The sequence below is a fragment of the Cupriavidus sp. 01L45 genome (assembly GCF_056399885.1).
The window spans coordinates 1-26,557 of sequence record NZ_JBFTSG010000039.1; the positions used below are offsets into that span (position 1 = coordinate 1).

The window sequence follows — 26,557 nt, forward strand, 5'->3', positions numbered from 1 at the left end:
CAGCGCTTTGAGTTGCTCACGTTCGACCTCATTCAACACGAGTTCCGCCTTTGGTCTTCCTCTCATCACCGCCTCGCCGTTTGCGTGCCTTCAACGCAGACTACAACGTGGCGTCAATAATGCAAGGAACTTCTGACGCGGGACACTAGTGGTGCTTGTCTTCGCCGATCATGGCCAGCGAATTGAAGGTCCGCACGTTGTAGCGGTGCTGGCGCATCACCAGCAGCATGGTCACGCAGACAAAAATGCCGAACGCGACGATGACGATGCCGATGGGCACATTGAGCTTGATCAGCAATGCGTACAGGCACAGCATCAGCAGCACGGAAACGTTCTCGTTGAAGTTCTGCACGGCAATCGAGTGCCCGGCCGATAGCAGCACGTGCCCGCGGTGCTGCAGCAGCGCGTTCATCGGCACCACGAAGTAGCCGGACATGCCGCCCACCAGCATCAGGAACACGTAGGCGATGGCCATGTACAACGGCATGTGCATGCCGAAGAACTGGAACGTAATGTCGGGCATGCTGTTCTTGGTGTAGAAGGCCATCAGCATCACCACCACGCCCATCGCCACGCCGAAGGGCAGCACCGACAGCGACTTGCGCAGGGGAATGCGCATGGCCGCCATGATCGCGCCGACCGCGACGCCCACTGCCACCACGGCCTGCAGCAGCGCGCCTTGCGAGAGGTTCAGGCTGAGCGACTTCTCTGCCCATTTCAACACGATGAACTGCAGCGTGGCGCCGGCGCCCCAGAACAGCGTGGTCACGGCCAGCGAGATCTGGCCCAGCTTGTCGCGCCACAGCGCGGTAAAGCAGTYGGCGAATTCGGCAATCAGCTTGATCGGGTTCTTTTCCTGCTGCGGGTAACGCGCGCCGGTCTCGGGAATGAACAGGTTGAAGATGGCTGCGATCACGTAGAACAGCATGATCACCACCATCGCAGCCTCGGCCGGCGTATTGATGCCGGTATTGACGCCGGGTACGTCGATGCCCAGCAGAAGTTGCGAGATGTGCACCGAGATCAGCGCGCCACCCACCACGGTGCCGAGGATGATCGAGCCCACGGTCAGGCCTTCGATCCAGCCATTGGCGGCCACCAGCTTTTCGGGGGGGAGCAGTTCGGTGAGGATGCCGTACTTGGCGGGCGAGTAGGCCGCCGCGCCGAATCCGACGATGCCATAGGCCAGCAGCGGGTGCAGCCCGAACATCATGATGGCGCARCCRMCGATCTTGATGGYGTTSGTGATSARCATSACCTTGCCCTTGGGCATGGAGTCCGCGAAGGCGCCCACGAAGGCGGCCAGCACGACGTAGGAGAGCACGAAGAACAACTTGAGCAGCGGGGTCATCCACTGCGGGGAATGCAGTTCGGTGAGAAGGGCGATGGCGGCGATGAGCAGCGCATTGTCGGCCAGCGATGAGAAGAACTGCGCCGCCATGATGGTATARAAACCCTTCTTCATACTTTSGACTCTATCTCCATCGCTATTACCGTACGTGACTGGCACCAGCGCGCCGCTCGGCGCCGTTGTTGCCTGTAGGGAACCTGGGCCCGCGTCGTTGTCAAAGTGATGCTCGTGCCAACCCCGGGAGTGCCGCGCAGTTTGCCTGACCGTGTTTGACATATTGCATCACTTTTAAAACATGGCCGGAACGTCCGGCTTTATAACACGAAAATAAGGCGATTCCGAGCATCCACGGGCCGCCGGTTGGACAACGCAAGCGCGCCGCGATTCCCTAAATGTTTGCTCTAATGTGTTCAAATAACGTCTGTGCAACGTGCCGCGCGTACCGGGTCTTCCCGGATATGGTGCAACCATCGGGCGGGGGCATTCAGGCCAGACAGCCAGGATCCCTGCCGCGCCACCGCGCCGCAAGCCTCTAGAAGCGATCTCATGCCAAGACCCATTCACGCCGTCATTCACCAACCGGCCCTGGCCAACAACCTGGACGTTGTGCGCCGTTGCGCACCCCAGTCGCGGGTCTGGGCCGTGATCAAGGCCAACGCCTATGGCCACGGCATCCGCCGTGCTTTCGCCGGCCTGCGCGCCGCCGACGGTTTCGGCCTGCTCGACCTGAACGAAGCCGTGCTGTTGCGCGAGCTGGGCTGGCAGGGCCCGATCCTGCTGCTGGAGGGCTTCTTCCAGCCGCAGGATGTGGCCCTGCTGGAGCAGTACCGCCTCACCACCGTGGTGCACTGCGACGAACAACTCCGCATGCTGGAAGTGGCGCGGCCCAAGGGTCCGCTGGCGATCCAGCTCAAGCTCAATACCGGCATGAACCGCCTGGGCTTCCGCCCGGAGCAATACCGGACCGCCTGGGAGCGTGCGCGAACCCTCTCATGCGTGGGCAGTATCGTGCATATGACCCATTTCTCGGACGCCGACAGCGCGCGCGGCATCGCGCACCAGATGGAAGTGTTCGACGCCACCACCGCGAACCTGCCGGGCGAGGCCAGCTTGTCCAACTCCGCCGCCACGCTGTGGCATCCGCAGGCCCACCGCGCCTGGGTCCGGCCAGGGGTGGTGCTGTACGGCGCATCGCCCTCGGGCCAGGCGGCCGATGTGTCCAGCTTCGGCCTGCAGCCGGCCATGTCGCTGCACAGCGAGCTGATCTCGATACAGGACCTCCAGCCGGGCGATACCGTTGGCTACGGTTCGCTGTTCAAGGCCGAGCGGCCGATGCGCATCGGCGTGGTGGCCTGCGGCTATGCCGACGGCTATCCTCGGCATGCGGCGGGCTGGGGCGACAACCCGGCGCCGGTGCTGGTCGACGGCGTGCGCACCCGTCTGGTGGGCCGGGTCTCCATGGATATGATCTGCGTCGACCTGACCCCTTGCCCCAAGGCCAAGGTGGGCAGTCCCGTGACCCTGTGGGGCCAGGGCTTGCCGATCGACGACGTCGCCGCCGCCAGCGGTACCGTGGGCTACGAGCTGATGTGCGCGCTGTCGCTCCGCGTGCCGGTGACTGTGGCGACGCTGACCGCGCCCGAGCAGCCTGCACTGGCCTGAGCGGCCGCGCGGAGCGCTGCCACATCCAGCCCGGCCGGTCCGTTCGCGGGCAGGCCGGGGCGGCTCCGGGCCGCGCATGTGCTCCGCATTGAAGGCGCGGCTCACCCACGTGCGTGTACCCGCCACATCCCCCCATTCCCGAGGACTCCAGTTGGCCAAGCCCAAGAACGTCTACACCTGCACCGAATGCGGCGGCACCTCGCCACGCTGGCAAGGCCAGTGCCCGCAGTGCCAGCAATGGAACACCCTGGTGGAGACCGTGGCGGAAACCGGCTCGGCCAAGCGCTTCCAGCCGCTGGCGGCTTCCGCGATGGTGCAGCGCCTGTCGGAAATCGACGCCGCCGACGTGCCGCGTTTCTCCAGCGGCATCGATGAGTTCGACCGCGTGCTGGGCGGCGGCCTGGTTTCCGGCGGCGTGGTGCTGATCGGCGGCGATCCCGGCATCGGCAAGTCCACCCTGCTGTTGCAGGCGCTGGCCAACCTGGCCGCTGAGCGGCGCGTGCTGTACGTCAGCGGCGAGGAGTCCGGCGCGCAGATTGCGTTGCGCGCGCAGCGCCTCGGCGTTGACAGTCCGCACCTGGCGCTGCTGGCTGAGATCCAGCTGGAAAAGATCCAGGCCACGCTGGAGGCGGAGAAGCCCGAGGTGGCGGTGATCGATTCGATCCAGACCTTGTTCTCGGAGGCGCTGACCTCGGCGCCCGGCTCGGTGGCCCAGGTGCGCGAGTGCGCGGCCCAGCTCACCCGCATCGCCAAGAGCACGGGTACCACCATCATCCTGGTCGGGCACGTGACCAAGGACGGCAGCCTGGCCGGCCCGCGCGTGCTGGAGCATATCGTCGATACCGTTTTGTATTTCGAGGGCGACACGCATTCCTCGCACCGCCTGATCCGCGCCTTCAAGAACCGCTTCGGCGCGGTCAACGAGCTGGGCGTGTTCGCCATGACCGAGCGTGGCCTGCGCGGCGTCAGCAATCCCTCCGCGCTGTTCCTGTCGCAGCACGAGCAGGTGGTGCCCGGCTCCTGCGTGCTGGTGACGCAGGAGGGCACGCGGCCGCTGCTGGTGGAGGTACAGGCGCTGGTGGATACCGCGCACGTGCCGAATCCCCGGCGCCTGGCCGTGGGGCTGGAGCAGAACCGGCTGGCCATGCTGCTGGCGGTGTTGCACCGCCATGCCGGCATTGCCTGCTTCGACCAGGACGTGTTTCTCAACGCCGTGGGCGGGGTCAAGATCTCCGAGCCGGCGGCCGACCTGGCGGTGCTGCTGGCTATCCATTCCTCCATGCGCAACAAGCCGCTGCCGCGCGGGCTGGTGGTCTTCGGCGAAGTCGGCCTGGCCGGCGAGATCCGTCCCAGCCCGCGCGGGCAGGAACGCTTGCGCGAAGCGGCCAAGCTTGGCTTCTCGATGGCGGTGATTCCCAAGGCCAATGCGCCCAAGCAGAAGATCGACGGGCTGGAGGTGATGGCGGTGGAGCGGCTGGAACAGGCAATCGACCGGGTCCGGCACCTGGAGTGAGGGCGCCAGCCCTTTCCCGACCCCCTCCAGTGGCAATTTTGGGTATATTCCGAAGCACTTTTTCAATCGGAGTTCATCCATGCGCATTTTCAACGTCCATCGCCGCCACGGCATGATCGCCGCGATCGGCTGCGGCGCAGCATTGCTGCACGCGGCTGCAGCCGCAGCCGATGGCGCCAGGCCGTTCTTCGACGCGGCGCTGTGCAAGCCGGCCTACACGACCAAGGCCGCCACCGCGCTCTACGAGGCCGCCGAGAAGCTCGCCAAGCCGGATCTGTCCAGGCTGGGCGCGGCCATCTACAAGCTGCCGCTGCCCATCGCGCAGGACGGCTTCGCTAGCGATGAAGTGATATTCGCCGGTACGTCGGTGGGTGTGCTGGTGCAGGGCCAGCAGGCCGAAGCGCTGGCCGCGCGCTACCAGCTCAAGCAAGAGACTTCGACCTTGCTGGGCACCGCCACCAAGGGTTTTGCCCGCGCTCTGCCGGCCGCTCAGCAGCCCCTGCCCAGTCTCGGCACCGTTTCCATCGTGGCGCGCGAAAGCGCCGCGCTGCCGGGCAAGACACTGTTGATTTGCGAGCTCGTCAGCCATCAGGACGCGCAGGCGCTGAAAGCCTACGAGCGCAGCCAGGCCGGGCAGGGCGCGGCCGCGCGCTAAGCCGGGAGATATCGTCAACATGCCCGATCGACAGACTTCCCTGTCAGGCGCGGCCGGTAATGAGCCGGTCGTCCTGGACACTGCCCGCCTGCGCTTGCGCCAGTGGCGCGAGGCGGATTTCGCGCCCTTTGCCGCGCTCAATGCCGATCCGGTGGTGATGGCGTGCTTTCCGGCGCCGCTGGACCGCGCCGCCAGCGACGCCACGGCGTTGCGTTGCCAGTCGCTGATCGCGGCGCGCGGCTGGGGCTTCTGGGCGGTCGAGCGCAAGGAGGATGGTGCCTTTATCGGCTTCGTCGGCCTGCATGAGCCTGCCGCGACGCTGCCGTTCTCCCCCTGCGTGGAAATCGGCTGGCGCCTGGCGCGGGCGCACTGGGGGCAGGGCTATGCCGCGGAGGCGGCGCGGGCAGCGCTGCAATTTGGCTTCGGGCGGCTGGCGCTGGCGGAGATCGTCTCGTTCACCGCGCTGCCCAATGTGCGTTCCCGCGCCGTGATGGAGCGGCTGGGCATGGTGGCGGACGGCACCTTCGAGCACCCTGCGCTCGCGCAAGACAGCCCGCTGCTGTTGCACTGGCTGTACCGCATGTCAGCGCAGCGCTGGCAATCGCTGTCCGGCAACGTCCGCGCACCCTGACGGCGGCGCGCTCGCGGGAGGCTGGCCGCTTACTGTGGCGGTTTCCACCCGCCTTGCGCGAGCCATGCGCCAGCCTGTTTTGCGGGCGCCTGAGCGTGGCCCTGCGCGCCGCGTGGCCTGCGTCAATCCGCCGCAAGCGGCGTCGGGCCCGTCGCGCGGGATTGTGGGGGCGTCTTTCGCAAAATCGGTAATAATGTGCCTCGTATTGCGCGGACGGCAACGCCGTCCGGCGCACCGATGGAGGGCCTCGCGGTGCCTGTCTAGCGCTTCGACGGGTGCCGCCCGGCCATTTTTTTGCTAGTGAGCCATGCAAGCCAATTCCCGTAGTTTCTTTCTGCTGATCGCCGCGATTTCCTTCGGGCTGGTCGGCTATGCCCTCTACCTGCAGCATGTCGAGGGGTACCAGCCGTGCCCGCTGTGCGTGATGCAGCGTTTTGCCTTCGTGGCAATCGGCCTGTTCTCGCTGCTGGCCGCCATCGCGCAGAACACGCGCAGCCTGTGGCAAGGGTTGGGCATGCTGTCCGGTGTGGCTGGCATCGCGGTGGCGGGCTATCACGTGTCGCTGTTGCTGAATCCCAAGGCCAGCTGCGGCATCGATCCGCTGGAGAACTGGGTCAACCGGTTGCCCACGGCCAAGGTCCTGCCGCAGGTGTTCTTCTCGGATGGCATGTGCACCACGCCGCTGCCCCCGATCTTCGGCCTGTCGATCCCGGCGTGGTCGCTGATCTGGCTGTTTATCCTGACCGCCACGCTGGCGGTGGGCATGATCCGGCGCGAGAAAAACTTCCGCTGATCTGCCTGGCGCGGCCGGCTGCTGCCGGCGCGCGCTTCCCGGGGGCTGGCGCCCCCGGCATCCCTCGCAGGCTTACACGATCTGTTCGATCTGCTCCTGCAGTTCGAGCCAGCGCTCCTCCAGCGTGTCCAGCTCGCCGCCGACTTCGCCCTGGCGCTTGAGCATCTCCATCAGCCTGGCCTTGTTGGCTTCCGCATAACTGGTCTCGTCGGCCATGAAGGCGTCGATCTCGGTCTTGGCCTGTTGCAGCACGGCCATGCGCTTCTCCACCTTTTCCAGTTCCTTGGTCAGCGGCTTGCGCAACTGCGTCAGGCGCTGGCGCTCGTCCGCTTCGGCGCGGCGCTGGTCGCGGCGGTTGGCGTTCGATGTGGCCGAGGCATCGCCGTCCGCCGGCGCGTGCGAGGCGCTGGCCGCGTTGCGCTTGGCGGCGGCTTGCTGCAGCAGCCAGTCGCGATAGTCGTCCAGGTCGCCGTCGAAGGGTTTGATGGTGCCGTCCGCTACCAGGATGAACTGGTCGGTGGTGGCGCGCAGCAGGTGCCGGTCGTGCGAGACCACGATCAGCGTGCCCTCGAACTGCGCCAGCGCCATGGTGAGTGCTTCGCGGGTGTCGAGGTCCAGGTGGTTGGTCGGTTCGTCGAGCAGCAGCAGGTTGGGCTTCTGCCAGACGATCAGCGACAGCGCCAGGCGTGCCTTCTCGCCTCCGGAGAACGGCTCGATCGATGCGGTGGCCATGTCGCCGCGGAAATTGAAGCTGCCGAGGAAGTCGCGCAGCTCCTGCTCGCGCGTGTCCGGCGCGAGCCGCGCCAGGTGCTGCAGCGGCGAGTCCTGGTCGCGCAGCGTTTCCAGCTGGTGCTGGGCGAAATAGCCGATCTGCAGCCCCTTGCCCAGGCGCAGCGTGCCGGCCAGCGCTTCCTGCGAGCCGGCCAGCGTCTTCACCAGCGTCGACTTGCCCTGGCCGTTGGCGCCCAGCAGGCCGATGCGCTGGCCGGTCTGGATCGATAGCGTGAGGTTATGCAGGATGGTCACGGGCGGCGCGTCCGGCGCGGGGGCGGGGTAGCCGCAGTCCACGCCTTCCAGCACCATCATCGGGTTGGGCGCCGAATCCGGCTCGCGGAACTCGAAGGCAAAGCCCGCGGCGATATGCACCGGCGCCAGCCGCTCCATCTTCTCCAGCGCCTTGACCCGGCTCTGTGCCTGGCGCGCCTTGCTGGCCTTGGCCTTGAAGCGGGTGATGAAGGACTCGAGGTGGGCGATTTCCTTTTGCTGGCGCGAGTAGGCGGACTGTTGCAAGGCCATCTGCTGCAGGCGCAGCGTCTCGAACTGGCTGTAGTTGCCGCCGTAGCGGCGCAGCTGCTGGTTCTCGATATGCACCGTGACGTTGCAGATCGCATCGAGGAACTCGCGATCGTGGGAAATCATCACCAGCGTGCCGGGATAGCGCGCCAGCCAGTCTTCCAGCCAGACGATGGCATCCAGATCCAGGTGATTGGTGGGTTCGTCTAGCAGCAGCAGGTCGGACGGGCACATCAGCGCCTGCGCCAGGTTCAGCCGCATGCGCCAGCCGCCCGAGAAGGAGGCCACCGGCTGCGACACCTGCGGCAGCGTGAAGCCCAGGCCCAGCAGCAGCGCTTCGGCGCGCGCCGGCGCGGTGTAGCCATCGGCGTCGGCAAACGCCGCGTGGGCGTCGCCCTCCGCGGTGCCGTCGCCGCTGGCCTGGGCCGCGGCGATGCGCGCTTCGATATCGCGCAGCTGGGTGTCGCCGTCGATGACGTATTCCACCGCGCTGCGCATCACGGCCGGGGTTTCCTGCGCCACATGGGCGGTGCGCCACTGCGGCGGGATCGCCACGTCGCCGCCGTCCGCCTGCAACTCGCCGCGCAGCATGGCGAACAAGGTCGACTTGCCGCTGCCGTTGGCGCCGACAAGGCCGACGCGCTCGCCGGGGTTCAGCGTCACGCTGGTGTGGTCGAACAGCACCTTGGTGCCGCGCTGGAGGACTAGCTGGTCGATTCGGATCACGGGAGGGAGAGGCTGGAGAAGGGCGGGTCTGGGCGTTCGGTCAATCCGGCCCCGGCATGGCACGGGGCAACCCGGCATTGTAGCCGCTTCGTATGCCGATACCTCCGGAACGCGCAACGCGCTGCGCCAGCCCTTCATCAATGTGGATTGCGCGCCGCACGGTGCCAGGCCGGCCGATAGCGGTCATAGGTGAAAACCCTTGGGCTGGTAAAACTCTATTTTCATGGCACGCGCTTTGCGTGTAAATTTATTTACATCGATGCGCACCGGATGAAGGCCTGGTTTCCGGCGCGCGCATCTCCAACCAACCAAAGGCGCGCGCCATGTCCAACGGTACCCAAGGCTCTCCCGGCATGACTGCCCCTGACGGTGGCAATGGCGGTAACGGTGGCAATGGCAACGCTTCAATCACGGAGCGTATTGCCCGCGCCCTGCCCACGCTGACGCCGGCGCACCAGCGCATGGCGGAGTACGTGCTGGGCAACCCGTTCCGTGCCGCCACCATGCGTATCGACGAATTCGCCGATGCCGTGGAGGTGTCCGTGGCCACCGCCAATCGCTTCGCGCGTGCGCTGGGATTCGAGGGCTTTCCGCAATTTCGCGCCGAACTGGTGCGCGGTTTCGAAGCCACTCTTGCACCCGTTGAGAAACTACGCACCGAACTGGCGCGTCCGGCCACGGTGGCCGAAGTGTTCGCCGCCTCGCTGGAAGAGGACGTGCGCAACCTGGAAGCCTCGCGCCGCGCGCTTGACGCCGAGACCTGCGAACGCGCGGTGGAGGCCATCCTGGCTGCCGAGCGCATCTTCGTGGTGGGCTTCGGCGCCAGCGGCTTTCTCGCCGGGTTGTTGCAACATGGGCTGGACATGTCCTGCCGCACGGTGATTTCGGTATCCGGTGCCGGTGGCGCGTCCACCGCCGCGCGCCAGTTGTTCAAGCTGCAGCGCAGCGACCTGCTGATCGTGATCGGTTTCCCGCGCTACGTGTACGACACCGTGACCATTGCCCGGCGCGCCCGCTCGCGTGGCGCGCGCATCCTGGCGCTGACCGACGCGCCCACCTCGCCGCTGGCGTCGCTCGCCGATATCGCGCTGTATGCGCATACCGGCCGCCAGCTTTCCGCCAACTCGGACGCCGCGGTGCTTGCCTACATCGAAGCGCTGTGCGGCGCCGTGGCCTACCGCGCCGCGCACGCCGTGAAGGCGGCCGCCGAGATGACCGAGTTCCTGCTGCCGTGGCTGCACGGCGCCCCGCCCGGACAAGGGCGCGACGCGCGCGAGCCGCGCCAGGACGAGGCTGCCGAAGGCCGCGCCAGGCGTGCCCCGGCACGCCGCAAGAACACTACCCCGAACGCATCGTGAATCCAATGAACACCCCAGTCATCGCCATCCACGGCGGCGCCGGCACCATCACCCGTGCCGCCATGAACCCCGCCAAGGAGGCCGAATACACCGCCGCGCTCAGCGCCGTGCTTGAAGCCGGCCAGCGTGTGCTGGCCGATGGCGGCAGCGCGCTCGACGCCGTGACCGAGGCCGTGCGCCTGCTTGAGGATTGCCCGCTGTTCAATGCGGGCAAGGGCGCCGTGCTGACCCACGCCGGTACCTATGAGCTGGACGCCGCCATCATGGACGGCGCCACGCTGGGCGCCGGCGCCGTGGCCTGTGTCAAGCGGCTGCGCAATCCGGTGCTGGCCGCGCGCGCGGTCATGGAAAAGAGCGAGCATGTGCTGTTCGCCGGCGAGGGCGCAGAGTCATTTGCGCAAGCGCAGGGCCTGGAGCTTGTCACGCCCGGCTACTACTTCACGCAGGCGCGCACCGATCAGTGGGAACGCGCCCGCGCAGCCAGCGGCATGACCCTGCTGGACCACGATGCCGCCACGCTGGCCGCCGAGCCGATCGACCCGGACAACAAGTTCGGCACGGTAGGCGCCGTTGCGTTCGACGCGCAAGGGCGCCTTGCCGCGGCGACCTCAACCGGGGGCGTTACCAACAAGCAGGTGGGCCGGGTGGGCGATACGCCCATCGTCGGCGCCGGCTGCTTTGCTGACGACGTGGCCGCGGTTTCCACCACCGGTACCGGCGAAATGTTCATCCGCACGGTGGCCGCCTACGACGTGGCGGCGCAGATGCGCTACGCCGGCCTGCCGCTGGAGGAAGCCGCGCGCCGGGTGGTGATGGACAAGCTGCCCGCCATCCATGGCCGCGGCGGCCTGATCGCGGTGGACCGCGAAGGCAACGTCACGCTGCCCTTCAATACCGAAGGCATGTACCGCGGTTTCGCCCGGGTGGGCGAAGCGGCCAACGTGTGGATCTACGGGTGAGCGTGCCAGGGCACGGCATCCGCACCGCACCAGGCAAAGCATCAAGCAAAGCATCAACCTAGGCACTAAGGGGGCCCAGTGGCTGCATCCTCTTCCAAGTCGACCATCGTCCTGCCACCGCAACGGGTGGTTTCCGTCAACGATCTCAGCGTGCGTTTCTCCACCTCGGAGCGCACGGTGGACGCGGTGCGCAACCTGTCCTTCCACGTCGATCGCGGCGAAACGCTGGCCGTGGTGGGCGAATCGGGCTCGGGCAAGTCGGTGACCTCCCTCGCGCTGATGCGCCTGGTGGAACACGGCGGCGGCAAGATCGCCAGCGGCAGCATGGCGCTGCGCCGCCGCAATGGCGCGGTGCTCGATCTCGCCACGGCCGACGGCGCCACCATGCGCGGCGTGCGCGGCAGCGACGTGGCGATGATCTTCCAGGAGCCGATGACCTCGCTCAACCCGGTGTTCCCGGTCGGCGAGCAGATTGCCGAATCGATCCGCCTGCACCAGGGCAAGAGCCGCGCCGAGGCGCGCGCCGAAGCGCTGCGCATGCTGGAGATCGTGCGCATTCCCGAAGCGCGCCGCGTGCTGGACCGCTTCCCGCACCAGCTCTCCGGCGGCATGCGCCAGCGCGTGATGATCGCCATGGCGCTGTCGTGCAAGCCGGCGCTGCTGATTGCCGACGAGCCCACCACGGCGCTCGACGTAACCATCCAGGCCGAGATCCTGCAATTGATCCGCAACCTGCAGGCCGAGATGGACATGGCCGTGGTCTTCATCACCCACGACATGGGCGTGGTGGCGGAAGTGGCCGACCGCGTGCTGGTGATGTTCCGCGGTGAGAAGGTGGAGGAGGGCACGTCCGAACAGGTGTTCGGCAAGCCGGCGCATCCGTACACCCGCGCCCTGCTGTCCGCCGTGCCCAAGCTGGGCGCCATGCGTGGCACCGACTGGCCGGCCAAGTTCCCGCTGGTGCAACTGGAAGAGGGCGAGCCGGTGGCGCCGGTGCCGCAGGACACGGTGCCGGCGCACGCCTCGCCCATCCTGCGCGTGCGCGACCTGGTGACCCGCTTCGACGTGCCGGGCGGCCTGCTGGGCCGCGTGGCGCGCCGCGTGCATGCGGTGGAGCGGGTGAGCTTCGACCTCTACCCCGGCGAGACGCTGGCGCTGGTGGGTGAGTCCGGTTGCGGCAAGTCCACCACCGGGCGCTCGCTGCTGCGCCTGGTCGACAGCCAGAGCGGCACCATCGAGTTCAACGGGCAGGACATCAGCCAGATGCGCGGCGGCGCCCTGCAGACCCTGCGCCGCAATATCCAGTTCATCTTCCAGGACCCGTTCGCCTCGCTCGATCCGCGCGTGCCGGTGGGCTACTCCATCATGGAGCCGCTGCTGGTGCACAAGGTCGCCAGCGGCAAGGAGGCCGAGCAACGGGTGGCGTGGCTGCTGGAGAAGGTCGGCCTGCCTGCGGCGCATGCCTCGCGCTATCCGCATGAGTTCTCGGGCGGCCAGCGCCAGCGCATCTGCATTGCCCGCGCCCTGGCGCTCAACCCGAAGGTGGTGGTGGCCGACGAATCGGTCTCCGCGCTCGATGTCTCCATCCAGGCGCAGATCGTCAACCTGATGCTCGACCTGCAGCGCGAACTGGGCATCGCCTTCCTGTTTATCTCGCACGACATGGCGGTGGTGGAGCGTGTGAGCCACCGCGTGGCGGTGATGTACCTGGGCCAGATCGTCGAGATCGGCCCGCGCCGCGCGATCTTCGAGAACCCGCAGCACCCGTACACCAGGAAGCTGATGTCGGCCGTGCCGATCGCCGATCCGGCGCGCCGCCACCTCAAGCGCGAGCCGCTCTCGGACGAGATGCCCAGCCCGATCCGCGCGCTCGGCGACGAGCCGCTGGTTCAGCCCCTGGTGGCGGTTGGCGGCAATGCCGCTTCCCATCATTTTGTAGCCCGGCACGCCATTGGCGGCGCTTATTGAACCTAAGCATGAACCGAAGAATTTCCCAAGGAGAATCGATGATGTCCCGTTTGGTCCCTTCGAAGCTGATCGCCGGTGGCCTGGCCCTGGCCGCGCTAGGCGCAGGTCCCGCCTTTGCCGCCAAGGATGCCGTGATGGYGGTGTATTCCACCTTCACCACGCTCGACCCGTACGACGCCAACGACACGCTGTCGCAAGCCGCCGCCAAGTCCTTCTACCAGGGCCTGTTCGGCTTCGACAAGGACATGAAGCTGATCAACGTGCTGGCCGAGAGCTATGAAGCCAGCAAGGACGGCCTGACGTACACCATCAAGCTGAAGAAGAACGTCAAGTTCCACGACGGCACCACCTTCGATGCCGCCGCAGTCAAGGCCAACTTCGACCGCGTCACCAACCCGGCCAACAAGCTCAAGCGCTACACGCTGTTCAACCGCGTGGCCAAGACCGACGTGGTCGACGCCAACACCGTCAAGGTCACGCTGAAGGAGCCGTTCTCGCCGTTCATCAACGTGCTGGCCCACCCGTCCGCCGTGATGATCTCGCCCGCCGCGCTGCAGAAGTACGGCAAGGACATCGCCTTCCACCCGGTCGGCACCGGCCCGTTCGAGTTCGTCGAGTGGAAGCAGCCCGATCACCTGAAGGGCAAGAAGTTCGCCGGCTTCTGGAAGACCGGCTATCCCAAGATCGACACCATCACCTGGAAGCCGGTGGTGGACAACAACACCCGCGCCGCCATCATGCAGACCGGCGAAGCGGACTTCGCCTTCAGCATTCCGTTCGAGCAGGCGGCCGTGCTCAAGGGCAGCGCCAAGGTAGACCTGATCGCCTCGCCGTCGATCATCCAGCGCTACCTGACCATGAACACCATGGTCAAGCCGTTCAACGACCCGAAGGTGCGCCAGGCCATCAATTACGCCATCAACAAGGAAGCGCTGGCCAAGGTCGCGTTTGCCGGCTACGCCACGCCGTCCGATGGCGTGGTGCCCGCGGGCGTGGACTATGCCGAGAAGCTGGGCCCGTGGCCGTATGACCCGGCCAAGGCGCGCGCGCTGCTGAAGGAAGCCGGCTACCCGAACGGCTTCGAGACCACGCTGTGGTCCGCCTACAACCACACCACCGCGCAGAAGGTGATCCAGTTCGTGCAGCAGCAGTTGCAGCAGGTCGGCATCAAGGCGCAGGTGCAGGCGCTCGAAGCCGGCCAGCGCGTGGAGAAGGTGGAGAGCGTGCAGAAGCCGGAAGACGCCGGCGTGCGCATGTACTACGTGGGTTGGTCGTCGTCGACCGGCGAGTCGGACTGGGCGCTGCGCCCGCTGCTGGCTTCCGAGTCGATGCCGCCCAAGCTGCTGAACACCGCCTACTACAAGAACGACCAGGTCGACGCCGACATCGCCGGCGCGCTGCGCACCACCGACCGCGGCGAGAAGGCCCGCCTGTACAAGGATGCGCAGGAACACATCTGGAAGGATGCGCCCTGGGCCTTCCTGGTGACCGAGAAGGTGCTGTTCGCGCGCGCCAAGCGCCTGACCGGCGCCTACGTGATGCCCGACGGTTCGTTCAGCTTCGACGAGATCGATATCAAGCAGTAAGAGTAAGCGTATCGGCACGACGCGTGGCGCGTCCCACAAGCAGGCGCCACGCTCTCAGCCATCGCTTGGCGGTACAGCGCAGTAAGCCGTGCACGGCCGCCTGCCCACAGATGCGGGGGCAGGGCGGGCGGCCCGCGGTCTCTAATCATCCGGTGCTTCATGCTGAACTACTTTCTTAAACGATTCCTGGGCGTGATCCCCACATTGCTGATCGTGGCAGTGCTGGTGTTCCTGTTCGTCCACCTGTTGCCGGGCGATCCCGCCCGGCTCGCGGCCGGCCCCGAGGCTGACCAGACCACGGTGGAACTGGTACGCCGCGATCTCGGCCTGGACAAGCCGCTGCCCGAGCAGTTCGTGAACTTCTTCTCGAACGCGCTGCGCTGGGAGTTCGGCAATTCGCTGCGCACCAAGCGCCCGGTCAGCGAGGAAATCGGCGACCGCTTCAAGCCGACGCTGTACCTGACGCTGGCCTCGATGGTGTGGGCAGTAATCTTCGGCATGGTGATCGGGATCAGTTCGGCGGTCTGGCGCAATCGCTGGCCCGACCGTTTCGGCATGACGCTGGCGGTGTCGGGCATTTCCTTTCCCGCCTTCGCGCTCGGCATGCTGCTGATGGAAGTGTTCTCGGTGCAACTGGGCTGGCTGCCGTCGATCGGCGCCGATACCTGGAAGCACTACATCTTGCCGTCCATCACGCTGGGCGCCGCGGTGGCCGCCGTGATGGCCCGCTTCACCCGCGCCTCCTTCGTCGAAGTGCTGAACGAGGATTTCGTGCGCACCGCGCGGGCCAAGGGCGTGGGCGAGTTCCTGGTGGTGGCCAAGCACTGCCTGCGCAACGCCATGATTCCGGTGGTCACCATGATGGGCCTGCAGTTCGGCTTCCTGCTGGGCGGCTCGATCGTGGTGGAGAAGGTGTTCAACTGGCCTGGCCTCGGACGCCTGCTGGTGGACGCGGTCGAGATGCGCGACTACCCGGTCATCCAGGCCGAGGTGCTGCTGTTCTCGCTCGAGTTCATCCTGATCAACCTGGTGGTCGACGTGTTGTACACCGTCATCAACCCCGCCATTCGTTACAAGTAAGTGAGGCCGGCATGACCCAGCTTTCCACGCCCGCCAACGGCGACACCGCCATCCCGGCCGCAGCCGCCACGCAAGAAGCCGTGCGTACGCCCTGGACCGAGTTCTGGCGCAAATTCCGCAAGCAGCACCTGGCGCTCGGCGCCGGCGTGTTCGTGCTGCTGCTGGTGGCGGTGGCGGTCCTCGCGCCGCACCTGGTGCCTTACGACCCGGAGAATTTCTTCGACTATGACGCGCTCAATGCCGGCCCCTCCGCCGCGCATTGGTTCGGCGTCGATTCGCTCGGACGCGATATTTTCAGCCGCATCCTGGCCGGCGCCCGCATCTCGCTGGCGGCCGGCTTCTTCTCGGTCATCATCGGCGCCATCGTCGGTACCGTGCTGGGTTTGCTGGCCGGTTACTACGAGGGTTGGTGGGACCGCATCGTGATGCGCATCTCCGACGTCCTGTTCGCTTTCCCCGGCATCCTGCTGGCGATCGGCATCGTCGCCATCCTCGGCAACGGCATGACCAACGTGATCTTCGCGGTGGCGGTGTTCAGCATCCCGGCCTTTGCCCGCCTGGTGCGCGGCAATACGCTGATGCTCAAGCGCCTGACCTATGTGGAAGCCGCGCGCAGCATCGGCGCGTCCGACTTCACCATCCTGATGCGGCACATCCTGCCGGGCACCATCTCGTCCATCGTGGTGTATTTCTCGATGCGTATCGGCACCTCGATCATCACCGCGGCCAGCCTGTCTTTCCTCGGGCTCGGCGCGCAGCCGCCCACGCCGGAGTGGGGCGCGATGCTCAACGAAGCCCGCGCCGACATGGTGACCGCGCCGCACGTGGCGATCTTCCCCAGCCTTGCCATTTTCCTGACCGTGCTGGCGTTCAACCTGCTGGGCGACGGGCTGCGCGACGCGCTGGATCCGAAGATCGACCGGCGCTAAGGAACGCACGCAGATGTCCGCATGCATGCCGCATATCGGCGCGTTGCCAGCCGGCGCGCGCAACAGCATCACCGACGTGCCGGGGGTGACGGTGGGCCAATGCACGCTGGCCGACGGCGCCTGCCAGACCGGCGTGACGGTGGTGCTGCCGCATAGCGGCAACTTGTTTACCGACAAGGTGCCGGCCGCCGCGACCGTGCTCAATGGCTTCGGCAAGAGCGTGGGCCTGGTGCAGGTGGAAGAGCTCGGCGTGCTGGAGACGCCCATCGCGCTGAGCAACACCTTTGCCGTGGGCGCGCTGTCGCAGGCGCAGATCCGGCAGGCGATCGCGGCCAACCCGGAGATCGGCCGCGCCTGGCCCACGGTCAACCCGCTGGTGTTCGAGTGCAACGACGGCTACCTGAACGACATACAGGCCATGGCTGTGCAGGAGGCGCACTATGCGCAGGCTTGCGCCGCGGCCAGCGTGGATTTCGCGCAGGGCGCTGTCGGGGCAGGGCGTGGCATGTCGTCGTTCGGGCTGAAAGGCGGCATCGGCTCCGCGTCCCGCCAGGTGGGCGAATACCATGTGGGCGTGCTGGTGCAGGCGAACTTCGGCACCTTGCCCAATTTCACCGTGGCCGGCGCGCGCCTTGGCGGCGTGCTGGCCGAACGGCTCCAGGCGCATACGCAAGCGCCGGCGGAGTCCGGGCCGGAGAAGGGCTCGATCATCATGATCCTGGCCACCGACGCGCCGCTCGACGCCCGCCAGTTGCGCCGCCTTTCGCTACGCGCGGGCGCGGGCCTGGCGCGTACCGGCTCGGTATTCGGCCACGGCTCGGGCGACATCGCGCTCGCTTTTTCCACCGCCTACACCGTGCCCCAGCAAGCCGGCACGCCCATGCCGGCGCTGGCCATGCTGCATGAAACCGGGCTCGACGCGCTGTTCCATGCCGCCGCCGACAGCGTCGAGCAGGCCATCCTGCATGCGCTGTGGCAGGCGGAAACCGTGCATGGCCGTGATGGACACCAGCGTGTCGCGTTGCGCGAACTGATGCCCGGGCTGCCGCAATGGCTGCAGCGCGCGGCACCGACGAACTGAATCTCCACAAGCTATGAAGATCCTGATTTCCACCGACATCGAAGGCGTAGCCGGGGTTTTCCATCCCGAGCAGACGCGTGCCGGCAACGGCGAGTACGAACGCGCCCGCGCCTGGATGACGGCAGAGGCCAATGCCGCCGTCCAGGGCGCCTTCGCGGGCGGTGCGAGCGATGTGCTGGTCAACGATTCGCACGGTGGCTTTCGCAACCTGCTCCCCGACCAGCTCGACCCGCGCGCGCGGCTGGTGTTGGGCAAGCCGCGCTACCTGGGCATGATGGCCGGCGTGCAGGACTGCGACGGCGTCTTCATGATCGGCTACCACGGCCGCGCGCAGAGCCGCGGCATCCTGGCGCACACCATCAACAGCGGCGCGTTCGCCCGTATCTGGCTCAACGGGCAGGAACTGGGCGAGGCCGGCCTGTACGGCGCGCTGGCGGGCGAATTCGGCGTGCCGGTGCTGATGGCCAGCGGCGACGATGTCTTCGTGGATGAAACCCGCCCGCTGATGCCGTGGGTGCGCTATGTGCAGACCAAGGAAGCCGGCGGCAACGGCAGCGGCACCACGCTGTCGCCTGCCGCCTCGCGCGAGGCCATCGCGGCGGCCGCCGAACTGGCGGTGCGCAATGCGGACGGGCGCCCCCTGAAGATCGAAGGCCCGATCCGTTGCCGCCTGCAGACCCAGAGCCCGGCGTTCGCCGACCTGTTTTGCCAGTGGCCAACGCTGGAGCGCATGGACGGTGTCACGCTGGTGTTCGAGGCTGCCTCGGTGCAGGCGGCCGTGCGCATGCTGAACTGCCTGTCGGCGATGTCGTTCATGCTGAAGTAGGGCATTGGCCAGCCTGCATGGCCGGCGCTGGCGCGATGGTGGACAATAGCGGGTGGCGCGCCGCGGGTGGCGGGCCGTTCGCAGCATCCCGCAGCATCGCGTAGCATCCACCACGCAGCGCGCCGGCCCGGACCGGCAAGCGCGGGCAACCGCAGGCACACGCAGATTCATGATCGCAGTCAACGACGGGAGCTGGACGCCCGTATGCAAGGATTTCGTCGAACCCGGCACGCGCTGCCGGCAGCATGTCGGCCGTGGCCGGCATCACGGCTTCGGCAACGGGCAGGCCTATATCCTGCGTGACGCGCAGGGCCACGAGCACCCCTTCGGCGAAGCCTGCGCGCGTGCCGTGCTGGCCGAACCGGGCTTGCTCGACCTGGTTCCCGACTACACGGAGCGGGATGCAGGCCAGCCCGTGCCCGAGCCCACTGCCGCGGACAACGAGGAATTCGAGGCGCCTACCCCCGCCGTGGTGCGCGCGCGGGCCGTTGCCGGCGGCGGACGTGGCGGCAAGGCTGGCGATGCCGCGCTGCGTCGCGCGGCCGCCATCCGCTACCTGGTCCTGCGCATGGAGAAGGTGGCCGGTGTCCCCCGCGTACAGCCGACCGTGCGGTTTCCGGCGCTGGAAGAGGTCTACCAGGCCTATCTGCAAAGCGGCGAACTGCCGGATGCCCAGGTCAGGCGCATCCTCGCCATCGAGCGCAGCGCGGCCACTCCACCCAAGCTCAAGAGCATCAACCTGCTCGATGTCTACACCGCCCACGTCAAGCTGGAGCGCGTGATCAGGGAATCCAACCGGCTGGAACAGCGCAGGTTCCTGCGCAGCATCCATGACTGGCTGGCGCGGCACTTGGTGCTGTCCGCCGCACAGATCGCTGCCGCGGGCATCCAGATGCATCCACRTGCGTTTCGCTCCCTGTTGCTTCGCGAGGCCCCGCAGGCGGATCCCGACGACGCTAAAGGCATTAAGGATGCCAAGGGTGTCAAGAGTGTCAGGGGCGCCAGGGGCGCCAAGGGCTAGCTGGCCGGCTTCGGGTGGCTTCGGATGGCATTGGCAGGCAAGTTGGCGTTTAATAGCGGCACCCTCACTCCTCGCCAAGCGCGAAATCTGCTGTCATGTCCCTGCACACCAGCTTTTCCCGCAGCTATGCCGAAGCCAGGCAGAAATTCCGCGATGCTGCCCATGCCGCCGGCGCCACGCTGACCGATTTTCCCCATCCCACCAAGCGCGGCAGTGCCGGCGAGGAACTCGCCATGGATGTGGCCTGGGTCGGCGACGCCGAGGCCAGGCGCTTCCTGATGGTGACTTCGGGCATGCATGGCGTGGAGGGTTTCTGCGGTTCAGGGGCGCAGGTCGCCATGCTGGGCGACGCCGCGTTGCTGCAGGCGTGCGCCGATGCCGGCGTGGCGCTGCTGATGGTGCATGCGGTCAATCCCTACGGCTTCTCGCATATGCGGCGCGTCAATGAGGACAATGTCGACCTCAACCGCAATTTCATGGATTTCACCAGGCCGTTGCCGGAGAACGCGCCATACGCCGAAGTGGCGCCCATGCTGTTGCCCGAGCAGTGGCCGCCTTCCGAGGCCGCCCAGGCGGCGCTGATGAAGACCGTGGCCGAGAAGGGCTTGTCCTGGTACCAGGCGGCGGTGAGCGCCGGCCAGTATCAGGCGCCCGAAGGGCTGTTCTTCGGCGGCAACAAGGCAACGTGGAGCAACTACACGCTGCGCCGCATCCTGGCGCGCTTCGGTGCCGGGCGCGAAGCCTTGCGCTGGATCGACCTGCATACCGGTCTGGGGCCTTGGGGCTACGGCGAGCCTATCTATATGGGTCCGGACCGCGAAGAGGAAATCGGCGAGGCGCGCGCCATCTGGGGCAGCAATGTCACTTCGATCTACGACGGCTCGTCGGCATCGGCCAATCTCAACGGCATGGCCTGGATGGCCGCGCCGGAGACGTTGCCGACGCTGGCGTACAACGGCATCGCACTTGAGTTCGGCACCTTGCCTGTCACCGAGGTCCTGGAGGCATTACGTGGCGATCATTGGCTGCACCTGCATCCGGAGGCGGACGAAGGCCAGCGGAACCTGATCCGGCAGGCGATGTGGCATGCCTTCTACGGGGATACCGATGACTGGCGCGAGAGCGTCGTGGAGCAGGTCAGGGAGGCCGTGCTGAAGGGATTGGCGGGGTGGTGAGGGGGTGGCCGCGGAACCGCCTTGCCATACGGCGCGGCGGCTGCCGGTCGCTGATCCCTGCCAAGGACTCTTTCGGCGAGCCTGTAGGAATCCGAAAAAGGCCAGACGTAACGCCGGTTACCGGGGCAGTTGAACCTGCGCGATCTTGCGCTCATATAGTTGCCCGTATCGGCCACGTAAAGGTTGCCGCCGGTGTCCACCGCTATGCCAGGCGGGCTCCTGAACGATGCGGCCGGCCCGGCGCCATCGGCTCGGCCTCCGGTGCCGGAGCCGAGCCAGGGTGGTGACCACGTCAGCGGGAGTGATCCAGCGGATCGTGTGGTCACGCGTGCGATGCGGTCACTGTGGCGCGCGGACTGGCGTGATCTTGCGGACCATGTTGTTGTTCGCATCGCTCACATAGACGCTGCCGCCAGCGTCGACCGCGACGGCGGTCGGGTTCCTGAACGACGCGGCGGAGCCGGTGCCATCGGCCTGGCCCGAGGTGGGGGATCCGGCCAGGGTGGTGACCACGCCGGCGKGCGAGATCCTGCGGATTGCGCTGTTGAACGTATCGGCCACGTAGACGTGGCCGATGGCGTCAACCGCGATGCCGTAAGGACCGTTGAACGACGCGGCGGAGCCGGTGCCGTCGGCGAAGCCCGAGGCGGTGGAGCCGGCCAGGGTGGTGACGGCGCCAGCGGGCGAGACTTTGCGGATCATATGGTTGCCCATATCGGCCACGTAAAGGTTGCCGCCCGCGTCCACCGCCACGGCAGCCGGATTTTTGAACGACGCGGCGGAGCCGGTGCCGTCGGCGTGGCCTGATGCGGCGGAGCCGGCCAGGGTGGTGACCACGCCAGCGGGCGAGATCCTGCGGATCATGTGGTTGCCTGAATCGGCCAAATAGAGGTTGCCAGCGGCATCCACCGCCAGGCCGGCCGGGGTGTGGAACGACGCGGCGGAGCCGGTGCCGTCGGCGTAGCCTGACGCGCCGGAACCGGCCAGGGTGGTGACCACGCCCGCGGGCGAGATCTTGCGGACCACGTTGCCTACCGTCTCGGCCACGTACACGTTGCCATTGCCGTCCACTGCCATGCCGACCGGGGTGTTGAACGACGCGGCGGAGCCGGTGCCGTCGGCGCTGCCTGTGGCGCCGGAGCCGGCCAGGGTGGTGACCACGCCCGCGGGCGAGATCTTGCGGATCATGTTGTTGCTTCTATCGGCCACATAGAGGTAGCCGCTGGCGTCCACCGCCGCGCCGAACGGGAAGTCGAACGACGCGGCGGAGCCGACGCCGTTGGCCGAGCCTGGGGTGGTGGTGCCCGCCACGGTGGTGACTTGCGCCAGCGCCTGCGGGCAGGCGATGGCCACGTTGGTCACATTGGCCGTGGCCGTGCCGCTGCCATTGCCGACGGCGCAGAAATGCCACAGCGGCTGGGTGCCCAGCGTCACCGCATAGCTGGCGTTAAAGGCGATCGGCGTGGCAAAGGTAAAGGGGCCGCTGGCTTTCACCATCAGCGCATCGCTGCCATTGTCGAGCAGCGTGATCGGGGTCCCGTCGGCCAGGCCGGAGACGCTGCCGCCGATGGAGTAGGTCGGTTGCGGCGTGGGAGCGGGACTAGTCGGACCAGTGGAAGACGGGCTGGCGGTTGTGGAGGAACCATCCCCGCCGCAGCCGGCCAGCAGGGCAAGCGTCAACATCAGGCAGGACGGGAGCGCCAGTTTGCTGTATGCGGGAGAAAGGGCTTGCTGGTGTCGCGGGACTTCGGGGTTGGTCTCGCAACGGGTGCGATGGGCTTTATGACGCATGGCGGATAGGAATCAGGTGTCGATAACGACAGCGATCCTATCCAAATGCATCACAGCAAAACTGACAAAAACTGACACCGCCCCACCATGTCAGGCTGGTTGTCGCCTCCGCCGGCTTGATCAGTCAAAACCGCGCGGAGCCGTCGAAAACGGCAGCGCCGCTGGTGCCGGGAAGAAAAAGACCGCAGGAATCCGCGGCCGTGTCTTGAGCAAGCCTTCAACCAGGCAGCGCTTCATAGGTCAGCAGGAACACCTGCTCCTCGCCGGCGCTGACCGGCAGCCAGACGATCTCCAGGTCGGGGAATGCCGCTTCCACGTTGGCATGCTCGTTGCCAATCTCCACCACCAGCGCCCCGCCGGGGTTCAGGTGCGCCTTGGCGCCGGCGATGATGCGGCGGACCACGTCCATGCCGTCGTCGCCACCAGCCAGCGCGATGCGCGGCTCGGCCTGGTATTCGGCCGGCAGCGCTTGCATGGAGGTTTCGTTGACGTAGGGCGGGTTGGTGAGAATCACATCGTATTTGGCGCCCGCGGGCAGCGGTGCGTACAGGTCGCCCTCATACAGGCTGATGCGGTCTTCCATCTTGTAGTCCGCCACATTGCGGCGAGCCACAGCCAGCGCGTCCGGCGAGATGTCGACCGCATCGATGCGGGCCTTCGGCCAGACATGCGCGGCGATGATGGGCAGGCAGCCGGAACCGGTGCACAGTTCCAGCACAGGGCCAATTTCGGCGCTGTCGCCCACCCAGGGTTCCAGTCCTTCCTGCAGCAGTTCACCAATGAAGCTGCGCGGCACGATCACGCGCGCATCCACGTAGAAGCGCAGGCCATGCATGAAGGCCTCGTTGGTAATGTAGGCCGCGGGCACGCGTTCGGTGACGCGGCGCTCGATGACGTTCAGCACGGCCTCGACTTCCTCGGGCAGCAGGCGCGCGTCGAGGAAGGGGTCGAGCGTGTCCAGCGGCAGGTGCAGCGTGTGCAGGACCAGGTAGGCGGCTTCGTCGTAGGCGTTGGCGCTGCCGTGGCCAAAAGACAGCTTGGCTTGGGTGAAGCGCGAGACCGCCAGGCGCAGCAGGTCGCGCACAGTGCGCAGGGGGGAGGGTGTGGCCATGGGTTCTTTCTTGTATCCGGGTGTTCGGGCAATAACGTGATCAGGCGGTCAGGCGATCAGACGTTCCAGCACGCCGCGGTAGATGTTCTTCAGGGGTTCGATAAAGCGCACTTCCACGTGCTCGTCGATCTTGTGGATGCTTGCATTGGGTGGCCCGAACTCGATCACCTGCGGGCAGATCTTGGCGATAAAGCGGCCATCCGAGGTGCCGCCGGTGGTGGACAGTTCGGTCTTGACGCCCGTTTCCGCCGCGATGGCACCGGCCAGCGCATCGGAGAGATCGCCGCGCGCGGTCAGGAAGGGCTCGCCACCCAGGGTCCAGGCCAGGTCGTATTCGAGCTGGTGGCGGTCCAGGATCGCATGCACGCGCGCCTTCAGGCCCTCGGGCGTGCTGGCGGTGGAAAAGCGGAAGTTGAAGTCGATGGTGACGTGGCCGGGAATCACGTTGGTGGCGCCGGTGCCAGCGTGGATATTCGACATCTGCCAGGTGGTCGGCGGGAAGTACTCATTGCCCTCGTCCCAGCGCTCGCCGACCAGTTCGGCCAGCGCGGGCGCGGCCAGATGGATGGGGTTCTTCGCCAGGTGCGGGTAGGCGATATGGCCTTGCACGCCCTTCACGGTGAGCTTGCCCGAGAGCGAGCCGCGGCGGCCGTTCTTGACCATGTCGCCGAGCGTGTCGACCGAGGTGGGCTCGCCGATCACGCAGTAATCAAGCCGCTCGCCGCGCGCCTTCAGCGCTTCGACCACCTTGACGGTGCCGTCGTGCGCGGGGCCTTCCTCGTCGCTGGTGATCAGGAACGCGATGGAGCCGGCGTGATCCGGATGCGCCTTGACGAATTCTTCCACGGCCACTACGAAGCCCGCGATCGAGGTCTTCATGTCGGCGGCGCCGCGGCCGTACAGCTTGCCGTCGCGGTGGGAGGGCAGGAAGGGGTCCGAGCCCCATTGCTCCAGCGGGCCGGTGGGCACCACGTCGGTGTGGCCGGCGAAGGCCAGCAGCTTGCCGTCCTGCCCGCGCGTGCCGCGCTTGACGGCCCACAGGTTGGTCACGCGGAAATCGTCCGGGCCGCTGACGATGGCTTCGCAGGCAAAGCCGAGCGCCTTCAGGCGTGTCTCCAGCACGGCCTGGCAGCCTTCATCGGCGGGCGTGACGGAGCGGCGGCGGATCAGGTCTTCGGTGAGGGCGAGTGTGGGGTTCATGGTGGCAGCGAGGAGGCACGTGGCGCCGGAATCCGGCGGGGTGCATTGTTCGAATCTTGCATCCTGGCAGCGCGCATGTCCTGGCGCTGCCATCGGGCTTAAAAGAGGCTTGCGTAATTATCCGGCGAAAACCCCACGCTGACGCTGCCCTTGTGGGCCAGCACAGGACGCTTGATCAGCGAAGGGCTTTGCTGCATCAGCGCAATCGCGCCGGCTTCCTGCTCGGCGCGGGCCTTGTCGGCGTCCGACAGCGCGCGCCAGGTCGTGCCCTTGCGGTTGAGCAGGCTCGCCAGCGGCACATGCGCGAGCCAGCCCCGCAGCATGGCTTCGTCCACGCCTTGCTTCTTGAAGTCGTGGAAGGTGTAGTCCACGCCGTTGGCTTCGAGCCAGGTGCGGGCTTTCTTGACGGTATCGCAGTTGGGAATGCCGTATAGCAGGACAGTCATGGCGAATTCGGGGCCAGCCGGGGCTAGCGCAGCAAGAGGTTGAGGGCGACCACCAGGCCGGCGAGGCCCAGCGCGAAACCGGCCATGGCCACCGCGGTCATCAGGCGCAGCCGGCGGTCCAGCCGCGCGGCCTCGCGGCGCAGGGCCTCGATGGTGATGGCGTGTTGCTCGGCCAGCAGCTTGACGGCCTCGGCCTGCTGCATGGCGGCGTTTTCCAGGTCGGCGATGCGGGCGGCCGCATCGCGCGAGTCCGGGCCGGGCATGTCGGTGCCGCCATCCTTGCGCTTGCCTTTCTTGAGCTTCTCGATGGTCTTGTTGGCCTGTTCGAGGATCGTGGGCAACAGCGAAAGAACGGTGGTGACGGTGGTCGGGTCCAGGGCCATGAGTCGCTTGCGAAGGGCGGGCCAGCTCATGCCGGCGGCGGTGCCCGTGGAACGGGCACCGTTGGGAAGCGGGGGAAGGGGAGTGCTAGTCTGATCCGGCATTCCGGGTCAGACCGGCCGCGCACGCGCGCGGTTCCGGCTTGCGTCTGCTCCCTCTTTTACTGCCGGCGAAATCAGTCGCCGCGCAGCAGGTCGTTCAGGCTGGTCTTGGCGCGGGTCTGCGCGTCCACCTTCTTGACGATCACGGCGCAGTACAGGCTGTACTTGCCGTCCTTGGACGGCAGGTTGCCCGCCACCACCACCGAGCCAGCCGGCACGCGGCCGTAGTGGATCTCGCCGGTTTCGCGGTCATAGATCTTGGTCGACTGGCCGAGGTACACGCCCATCGAGATCACCGAGTTTTCCTCGATGATCACACCTTCCACCACTTCCGAACGCGCGCCGATGAAGCAGTTGTCTTCGATGATGACCGGGTTGGCCTGCAGCGGCTCGAGCACGCCGCCGATGCCGACGCCGCCGGACAGGTGGACGTTCTTGCCGATCTGGGCGCAGGAACCGACGGTGGCCCAGGTGTCGACCATGGTGCCTTCATCGACGTAGGCGCCGATGTTGACGTACGACGGCATCAGCACGGCGTTCCTGGCGATGAACGAGCCACGGCGGGCCACGGCCGGGGGCACCACGCGGAAGCCGCCCTTGGCGAAATCGTCAGCGGTCCAGTTGGCGAACTTGGTCGGCACCTTGTCGTAGAACTGGGCGAATCCGCCGGCGGACATCGGCGCGTTGTCTTCCAGGCGGAACGACAGCAGCACGGCCTTCTTGATCCACTGGTTGACGATCCATTCCTTGCCTTGCTTCTCGGCCACGCGCAGGGCGCCGGTGTCGAGCTGGCCGATCACGTTGGCGACAGCTTCGCGGATGTCGTTGGGGGCGGACTTGGGCGAGAGGCTTGCGCGGTCTTCCCATGCCTGGTCGATCAGGGCTTGCAGTGCTTGCGTCATATGCGTGTTTTCAGTGGT

At 66.8% G+C, this 26,557-nt stretch carries 24 protein-coding genes; 15 read left to right on the forward strand and 9 right to left on the reverse strand.

Annotation, left to right across the window (positions count from 1 at the left end; genetic code table 11):
• Positions 1–145: 145 nt before the first annotated feature.
• Complete coding sequence (gene lplT, locus AC1DT6_RS25065) at positions 146–1,465, reverse strand: lysophospholipid transporter LplT (protein ID WP_477114978.1); 1,320 nt, start codon at positions 1,463–1,465, stop codon at positions 146–148.
• A gap of 432 nt (positions 1,466–1,897) precedes the next feature.
• Here lplT and alr point away from each other — a divergent pair, with 432 nt between their 5' ends.
• From alr to AC1DT6_RS25090, 5 genes are all read left to right on the forward strand, one after another.
• Complete coding sequence (gene alr / locus AC1DT6_RS25070; protein WP_441633390.1) at positions 1,898–3,013, forward strand: alanine racemase; 1,116 nt, start codon at positions 1,898–1,900, stop codon at positions 3,011–3,013.
• Positions 3,014–3,164: 151 nt separating this feature from the next.
• Complete coding sequence (radA, locus tag AC1DT6_RS25075; RefSeq protein ID WP_035864940.1) at positions 3,165–4,526, forward strand: DNA repair protein RadA; 1,362 nt, start codon at positions 3,165–3,167, stop codon at positions 4,524–4,526.
• Positions 4,527–4,605: 79 nt separating this feature from the next.
• Positions 4,606–5,181 carry a hypothetical protein gene (locus tag AC1DT6_RS25080; protein WP_441633394.1) on the forward strand — a complete coding sequence of 192 codons (576 nt, stop codon included), beginning with the start codon at positions 4,606–4,608 and terminating at the stop codon, positions 5,179–5,181.
• 19 nt (positions 5,182–5,200) lie between these two features.
• Positions 5,201–5,812, forward strand: a complete 612-nt coding sequence (locus tag AC1DT6_RS25085) for a GNAT family N-acetyltransferase (RefSeq protein ID WP_441633396.1) — start codon at positions 5,201–5,203, stop codon at positions 5,810–5,812.
• Between the two features lie 307 nt (positions 5,813–6,119).
• Entirely contained in the window at positions 6,120–6,605 is a 486-nt protein-coding gene (locus tag AC1DT6_RS25090; RefSeq protein ID WP_441633398.1) for a disulfide bond formation protein B, read from the forward strand.
• A gap of 72 nt (positions 6,606–6,677) precedes the next feature.
• On the opposite strand, the gene AC1DT6_RS25095 is transcribed toward AC1DT6_RS25090, so the two are convergent.
• Positions 6,678–8,624 (reverse strand): ATP-binding cassette domain-containing protein, encoded by a 1,947-nt coding sequence (locus tag AC1DT6_RS25095; RefSeq protein WP_045241512.1) that lies wholly within the window; start codon positions 8,622–8,624, stop codon positions 6,678–6,680.
• Positions 8,625–8,977: 353 nt separating this feature from the next.
• Between AC1DT6_RS25095 and AC1DT6_RS25100 the strand changes: the two genes are divergently transcribed.
• The 10 genes from AC1DT6_RS25100 to AC1DT6_RS25145 all read left to right on the forward strand — a co-directional run bounded on the left by AC1DT6_RS25100 (position 8,978) and on the right by AC1DT6_RS25145 (position 20,607).
• Positions 8,978–9,982 carry a MurR/RpiR family transcriptional regulator gene (locus AC1DT6_RS25100; RefSeq protein WP_441633443.1) on the forward strand — a complete coding sequence of 335 codons (1,005 nt, stop codon included), beginning with the start codon at positions 8,978–8,980 and terminating at the stop codon, positions 9,980–9,982.
• A 5-nt stretch (positions 9,983–9,987) separates the two neighbouring features.
• On the forward strand, positions 9,988–10,941 hold the full coding sequence (locus AC1DT6_RS25105; RefSeq protein ID WP_441633401.1) for an isoaspartyl peptidase/L-asparaginase family protein: 954 nt from the start codon (positions 9,988–9,990) through the stop codon (positions 10,939–10,941).
• A 78-nt stretch (positions 10,942–11,019) separates the two neighbouring features.
• Positions 11,020–12,909, forward strand: coding sequence for a dipeptide ABC transporter ATP-binding protein (locus AC1DT6_RS25110; RefSeq protein WP_035864929.1), 1,890 nt, complete (start codon positions 11,020–11,022; stop codon positions 12,907–12,909).
• A gap of 38 nt (positions 12,910–12,947) precedes the next feature.
• Positions 12,948–14,495, forward strand: a complete 1,548-nt coding sequence (gsiB, locus tag AC1DT6_RS25115; protein ID WP_477114979.1) for a glutathione ABC transporter substrate-binding protein GsiB — start codon at positions 12,948–12,950, stop codon at positions 14,493–14,495.
• A gap of 159 nt (positions 14,496–14,654) precedes the next feature.
• A complete protein-coding gene (gsiC, locus tag AC1DT6_RS25120) occupies positions 14,655–15,575 on the forward strand; it encodes a glutathione ABC transporter permease GsiC (RefSeq protein WP_441633405.1) in 921 nt (306 codons plus the stop codon).
• Positions 15,576–15,586: 11 nt separating this feature from the next.
• Positions 15,587–16,504 carry a glutathione ABC transporter permease GsiD gene (gsiD, locus tag AC1DT6_RS25125; protein WP_441633407.1) on the forward strand — a complete coding sequence of 306 codons (918 nt, stop codon included), beginning with the start codon at positions 15,587–15,589 and terminating at the stop codon, positions 16,502–16,504.
• Positions 16,505–16,517: 13 nt separating this feature from the next.
• A complete protein-coding gene (locus tag AC1DT6_RS25130) occupies positions 16,518–17,585 on the forward strand; it encodes a DmpA family aminopeptidase (protein WP_441633409.1) in 1,068 nt (355 codons plus the stop codon).
• 13 nt (positions 17,586–17,598) lie between these two features.
• Complete coding sequence (locus AC1DT6_RS25135) at positions 17,599–18,411, forward strand: M55 family metallopeptidase (protein WP_441633411.1); 813 nt, start codon at positions 17,599–17,601, stop codon at positions 18,409–18,411.
• Between the two features lie 169 nt (positions 18,412–18,580).
• The gene (locus AC1DT6_RS25140) at positions 18,581–19,432 is read left to right on the forward strand and encodes a hypothetical protein (RefSeq protein ID WP_477114980.1); all 852 of its coding nucleotides are present in this window, start codon (positions 18,581–18,583) and stop codon (positions 19,430–19,432) included.
• A 95-nt stretch (positions 19,433–19,527) separates the two neighbouring features.
• Positions 19,528–20,607 carry a M14 family metallopeptidase gene (locus AC1DT6_RS25145; protein ID WP_441633415.1) on the forward strand — a complete coding sequence of 360 codons (1,080 nt, stop codon included), beginning with the start codon at positions 19,528–19,530 and terminating at the stop codon, positions 20,605–20,607.
• On the opposite strand, the gene AC1DT6_RS25150 is transcribed toward AC1DT6_RS25145, so the two are convergent.
• From AC1DT6_RS25150 to dapD, 7 genes are all read right to left on the reverse strand, one after another.
• The gene (locus tag AC1DT6_RS25150) at positions 20,526–20,999 is read right to left on the reverse strand and encodes a hypothetical protein (protein ID WP_441633417.1); all 474 of its coding nucleotides are present in this window, start codon (positions 20,997–20,999) and stop codon (positions 20,526–20,528) included. The two genes, AC1DT6_RS25145 and AC1DT6_RS25150, sit on opposite strands and share 82 nt — an antisense overlap.
• Positions 20,947–22,398 carry an NHL repeat-containing protein gene (locus tag AC1DT6_RS25155; RefSeq protein ID WP_477114981.1) on the reverse strand — a complete coding sequence of 484 codons (1,452 nt, stop codon included), beginning with the start codon at positions 22,396–22,398 and terminating at the stop codon, positions 20,947–20,949. The genes AC1DT6_RS25150 and AC1DT6_RS25155 overlap by 53 nt, the downstream gene beginning before the upstream one ends.
• A gap of 217 nt (positions 22,399–22,615) precedes the next feature.
• On the reverse strand, positions 22,616–23,509 hold the full coding sequence (prmB, locus tag AC1DT6_RS25160; RefSeq protein ID WP_441633421.1) for a 50S ribosomal protein L3 N(5)-glutamine methyltransferase: 894 nt from the start codon (positions 23,507–23,509) through the stop codon (positions 22,616–22,618).
• A gap of 48 nt (positions 23,510–23,557) precedes the next feature.
• Complete coding sequence (gene dapE / locus AC1DT6_RS25165; protein ID WP_045241502.1) at positions 23,558–24,709, reverse strand: succinyl-diaminopimelate desuccinylase; 1,152 nt, start codon at positions 24,707–24,709, stop codon at positions 23,558–23,560.
• A 98-nt stretch (positions 24,710–24,807) separates the two neighbouring features.
• A complete protein-coding gene (locus tag AC1DT6_RS25170; RefSeq protein WP_441633423.1) occupies positions 24,808–25,155 on the reverse strand; it encodes an ArsC family reductase in 348 nt (115 codons plus the stop codon).
• A gap of 23 nt (positions 25,156–25,178) precedes the next feature.
• The gene (locus AC1DT6_RS25175) at positions 25,179–25,538 is read right to left on the reverse strand and encodes a hypothetical protein (protein ID WP_441633425.1); all 360 of its coding nucleotides are present in this window, start codon (positions 25,536–25,538) and stop codon (positions 25,179–25,181) included.
• A 173-nt stretch (positions 25,539–25,711) separates the two neighbouring features.
• The gene (gene dapD / locus AC1DT6_RS25180) at positions 25,712–26,539 is read right to left on the reverse strand and encodes a 2,3,4,5-tetrahydropyridine-2,6-dicarboxylate N-succinyltransferase (protein ID WP_441633427.1); all 828 of its coding nucleotides are present in this window, start codon (positions 26,537–26,539) and stop codon (positions 25,712–25,714) included.
• Positions 26,540–26,557: the final 18 nt, after the last annotated feature.

What these genes read in the sequence shown, in the direction of transcription:
- alr (WP_441633390.1), top strand. Translation starts at nt 1,898, where the DNA reads ATGCCAAGACCCATTCACGCCGTCATTCACCAACCGGCCCTGGCCAAC.
- AC1DT6_RS25080 (WP_441633394.1), top strand. Translation starts at nt 4,606, where the DNA reads ATGCGCATTTTCAACGTCCATCGCCGCCACGGCATGATCGCCGCGATC.
- AC1DT6_RS25085 (WP_441633396.1), top strand. Translation starts at nt 5,201, where the DNA reads ATGCCCGATCGACAGACTTCCCTGTCAGGCGCGGCCGGTAATGAGCCG.
- AC1DT6_RS25090 (WP_441633398.1), top strand. Translation starts at nt 6,120, where the DNA reads ATGCAAGCCAATTCCCGTAGTTTCTTTCTGCTGATCGCCGCGATTTCC.
- AC1DT6_RS25100 (WP_441633443.1), top strand. Translation starts at nt 8,978, where the DNA reads ATGACTGCCCCTGACGGTGGCAATGGCGGTAACGGTGGCAATGGCAAC.
- AC1DT6_RS25105 (WP_441633401.1), top strand. Translation starts at nt 9,988, where the DNA reads ATGAACACCCCAGTCATCGCCATCCACGGCGGCGCCGGCACCATCACC.
- gsiC (WP_441633405.1), top strand. Translation starts at nt 14,655, where the DNA reads ATGCTGAACTACTTTCTTAAACGATTCCTGGGCGTGATCCCCACATTG.
- gsiD (WP_441633407.1), top strand. Translation starts at nt 15,587, where the DNA reads ATGACCCAGCTTTCCACGCCCGCCAACGGCGACACCGCCATCCCGGCC.
- AC1DT6_RS25130 (WP_441633409.1), top strand. Translation starts at nt 16,518, where the DNA reads ATGTCCGCATGCATGCCGCATATCGGCGCGTTGCCAGCCGGCGCGCGC.
- AC1DT6_RS25135 (WP_441633411.1), top strand. Translation starts at nt 17,599, where the DNA reads ATGAAGATCCTGATTTCCACCGACATCGAAGGCGTAGCCGGGGTTTTC.
- AC1DT6_RS25145 (WP_441633415.1), top strand. Translation starts at nt 19,528, where the DNA reads ATGTCCCTGCACACCAGCTTTTCCCGCAGCTATGCCGAAGCCAGGCAG.
- AC1DT6_RS25150 (WP_441633417.1), bottom strand. Translation starts at nt 20,999, where the DNA reads ATGCGAACAACAACATGGTCCGCAAGATCACGCCAGTCCGCGCGCCAC.
- prmB (WP_441633421.1), bottom strand. Translation starts at nt 23,509, where the DNA reads ATGGCCACACCCTCCCCCCTGCGCACTGTGCGCGACCTGCTGCGCCTG.
- dapE (WP_045241502.1), bottom strand. Translation starts at nt 24,709, where the DNA reads ATGAACCCCACACTCGCCCTCACCGAAGACCTGATCCGCCGCCGCTCC.
- AC1DT6_RS25170 (WP_441633423.1), bottom strand. Translation starts at nt 25,155, where the DNA reads ATGACTGTCCTGCTATACGGCATTCCCAACTGCGATACCGTCAAGAAA.
- AC1DT6_RS25175 (WP_441633425.1), bottom strand. Translation starts at nt 25,538, where the DNA reads ATGGCCCTGGACCCGACCACCGTCACCACCGTTCTTTCGCTGTTGCCC.
- dapD (WP_441633427.1), bottom strand. Translation starts at nt 26,539, where the DNA reads ATGACGCAAGCACTGCAAGCCCTGATCGACCAGGCATGGGAAGACCGC.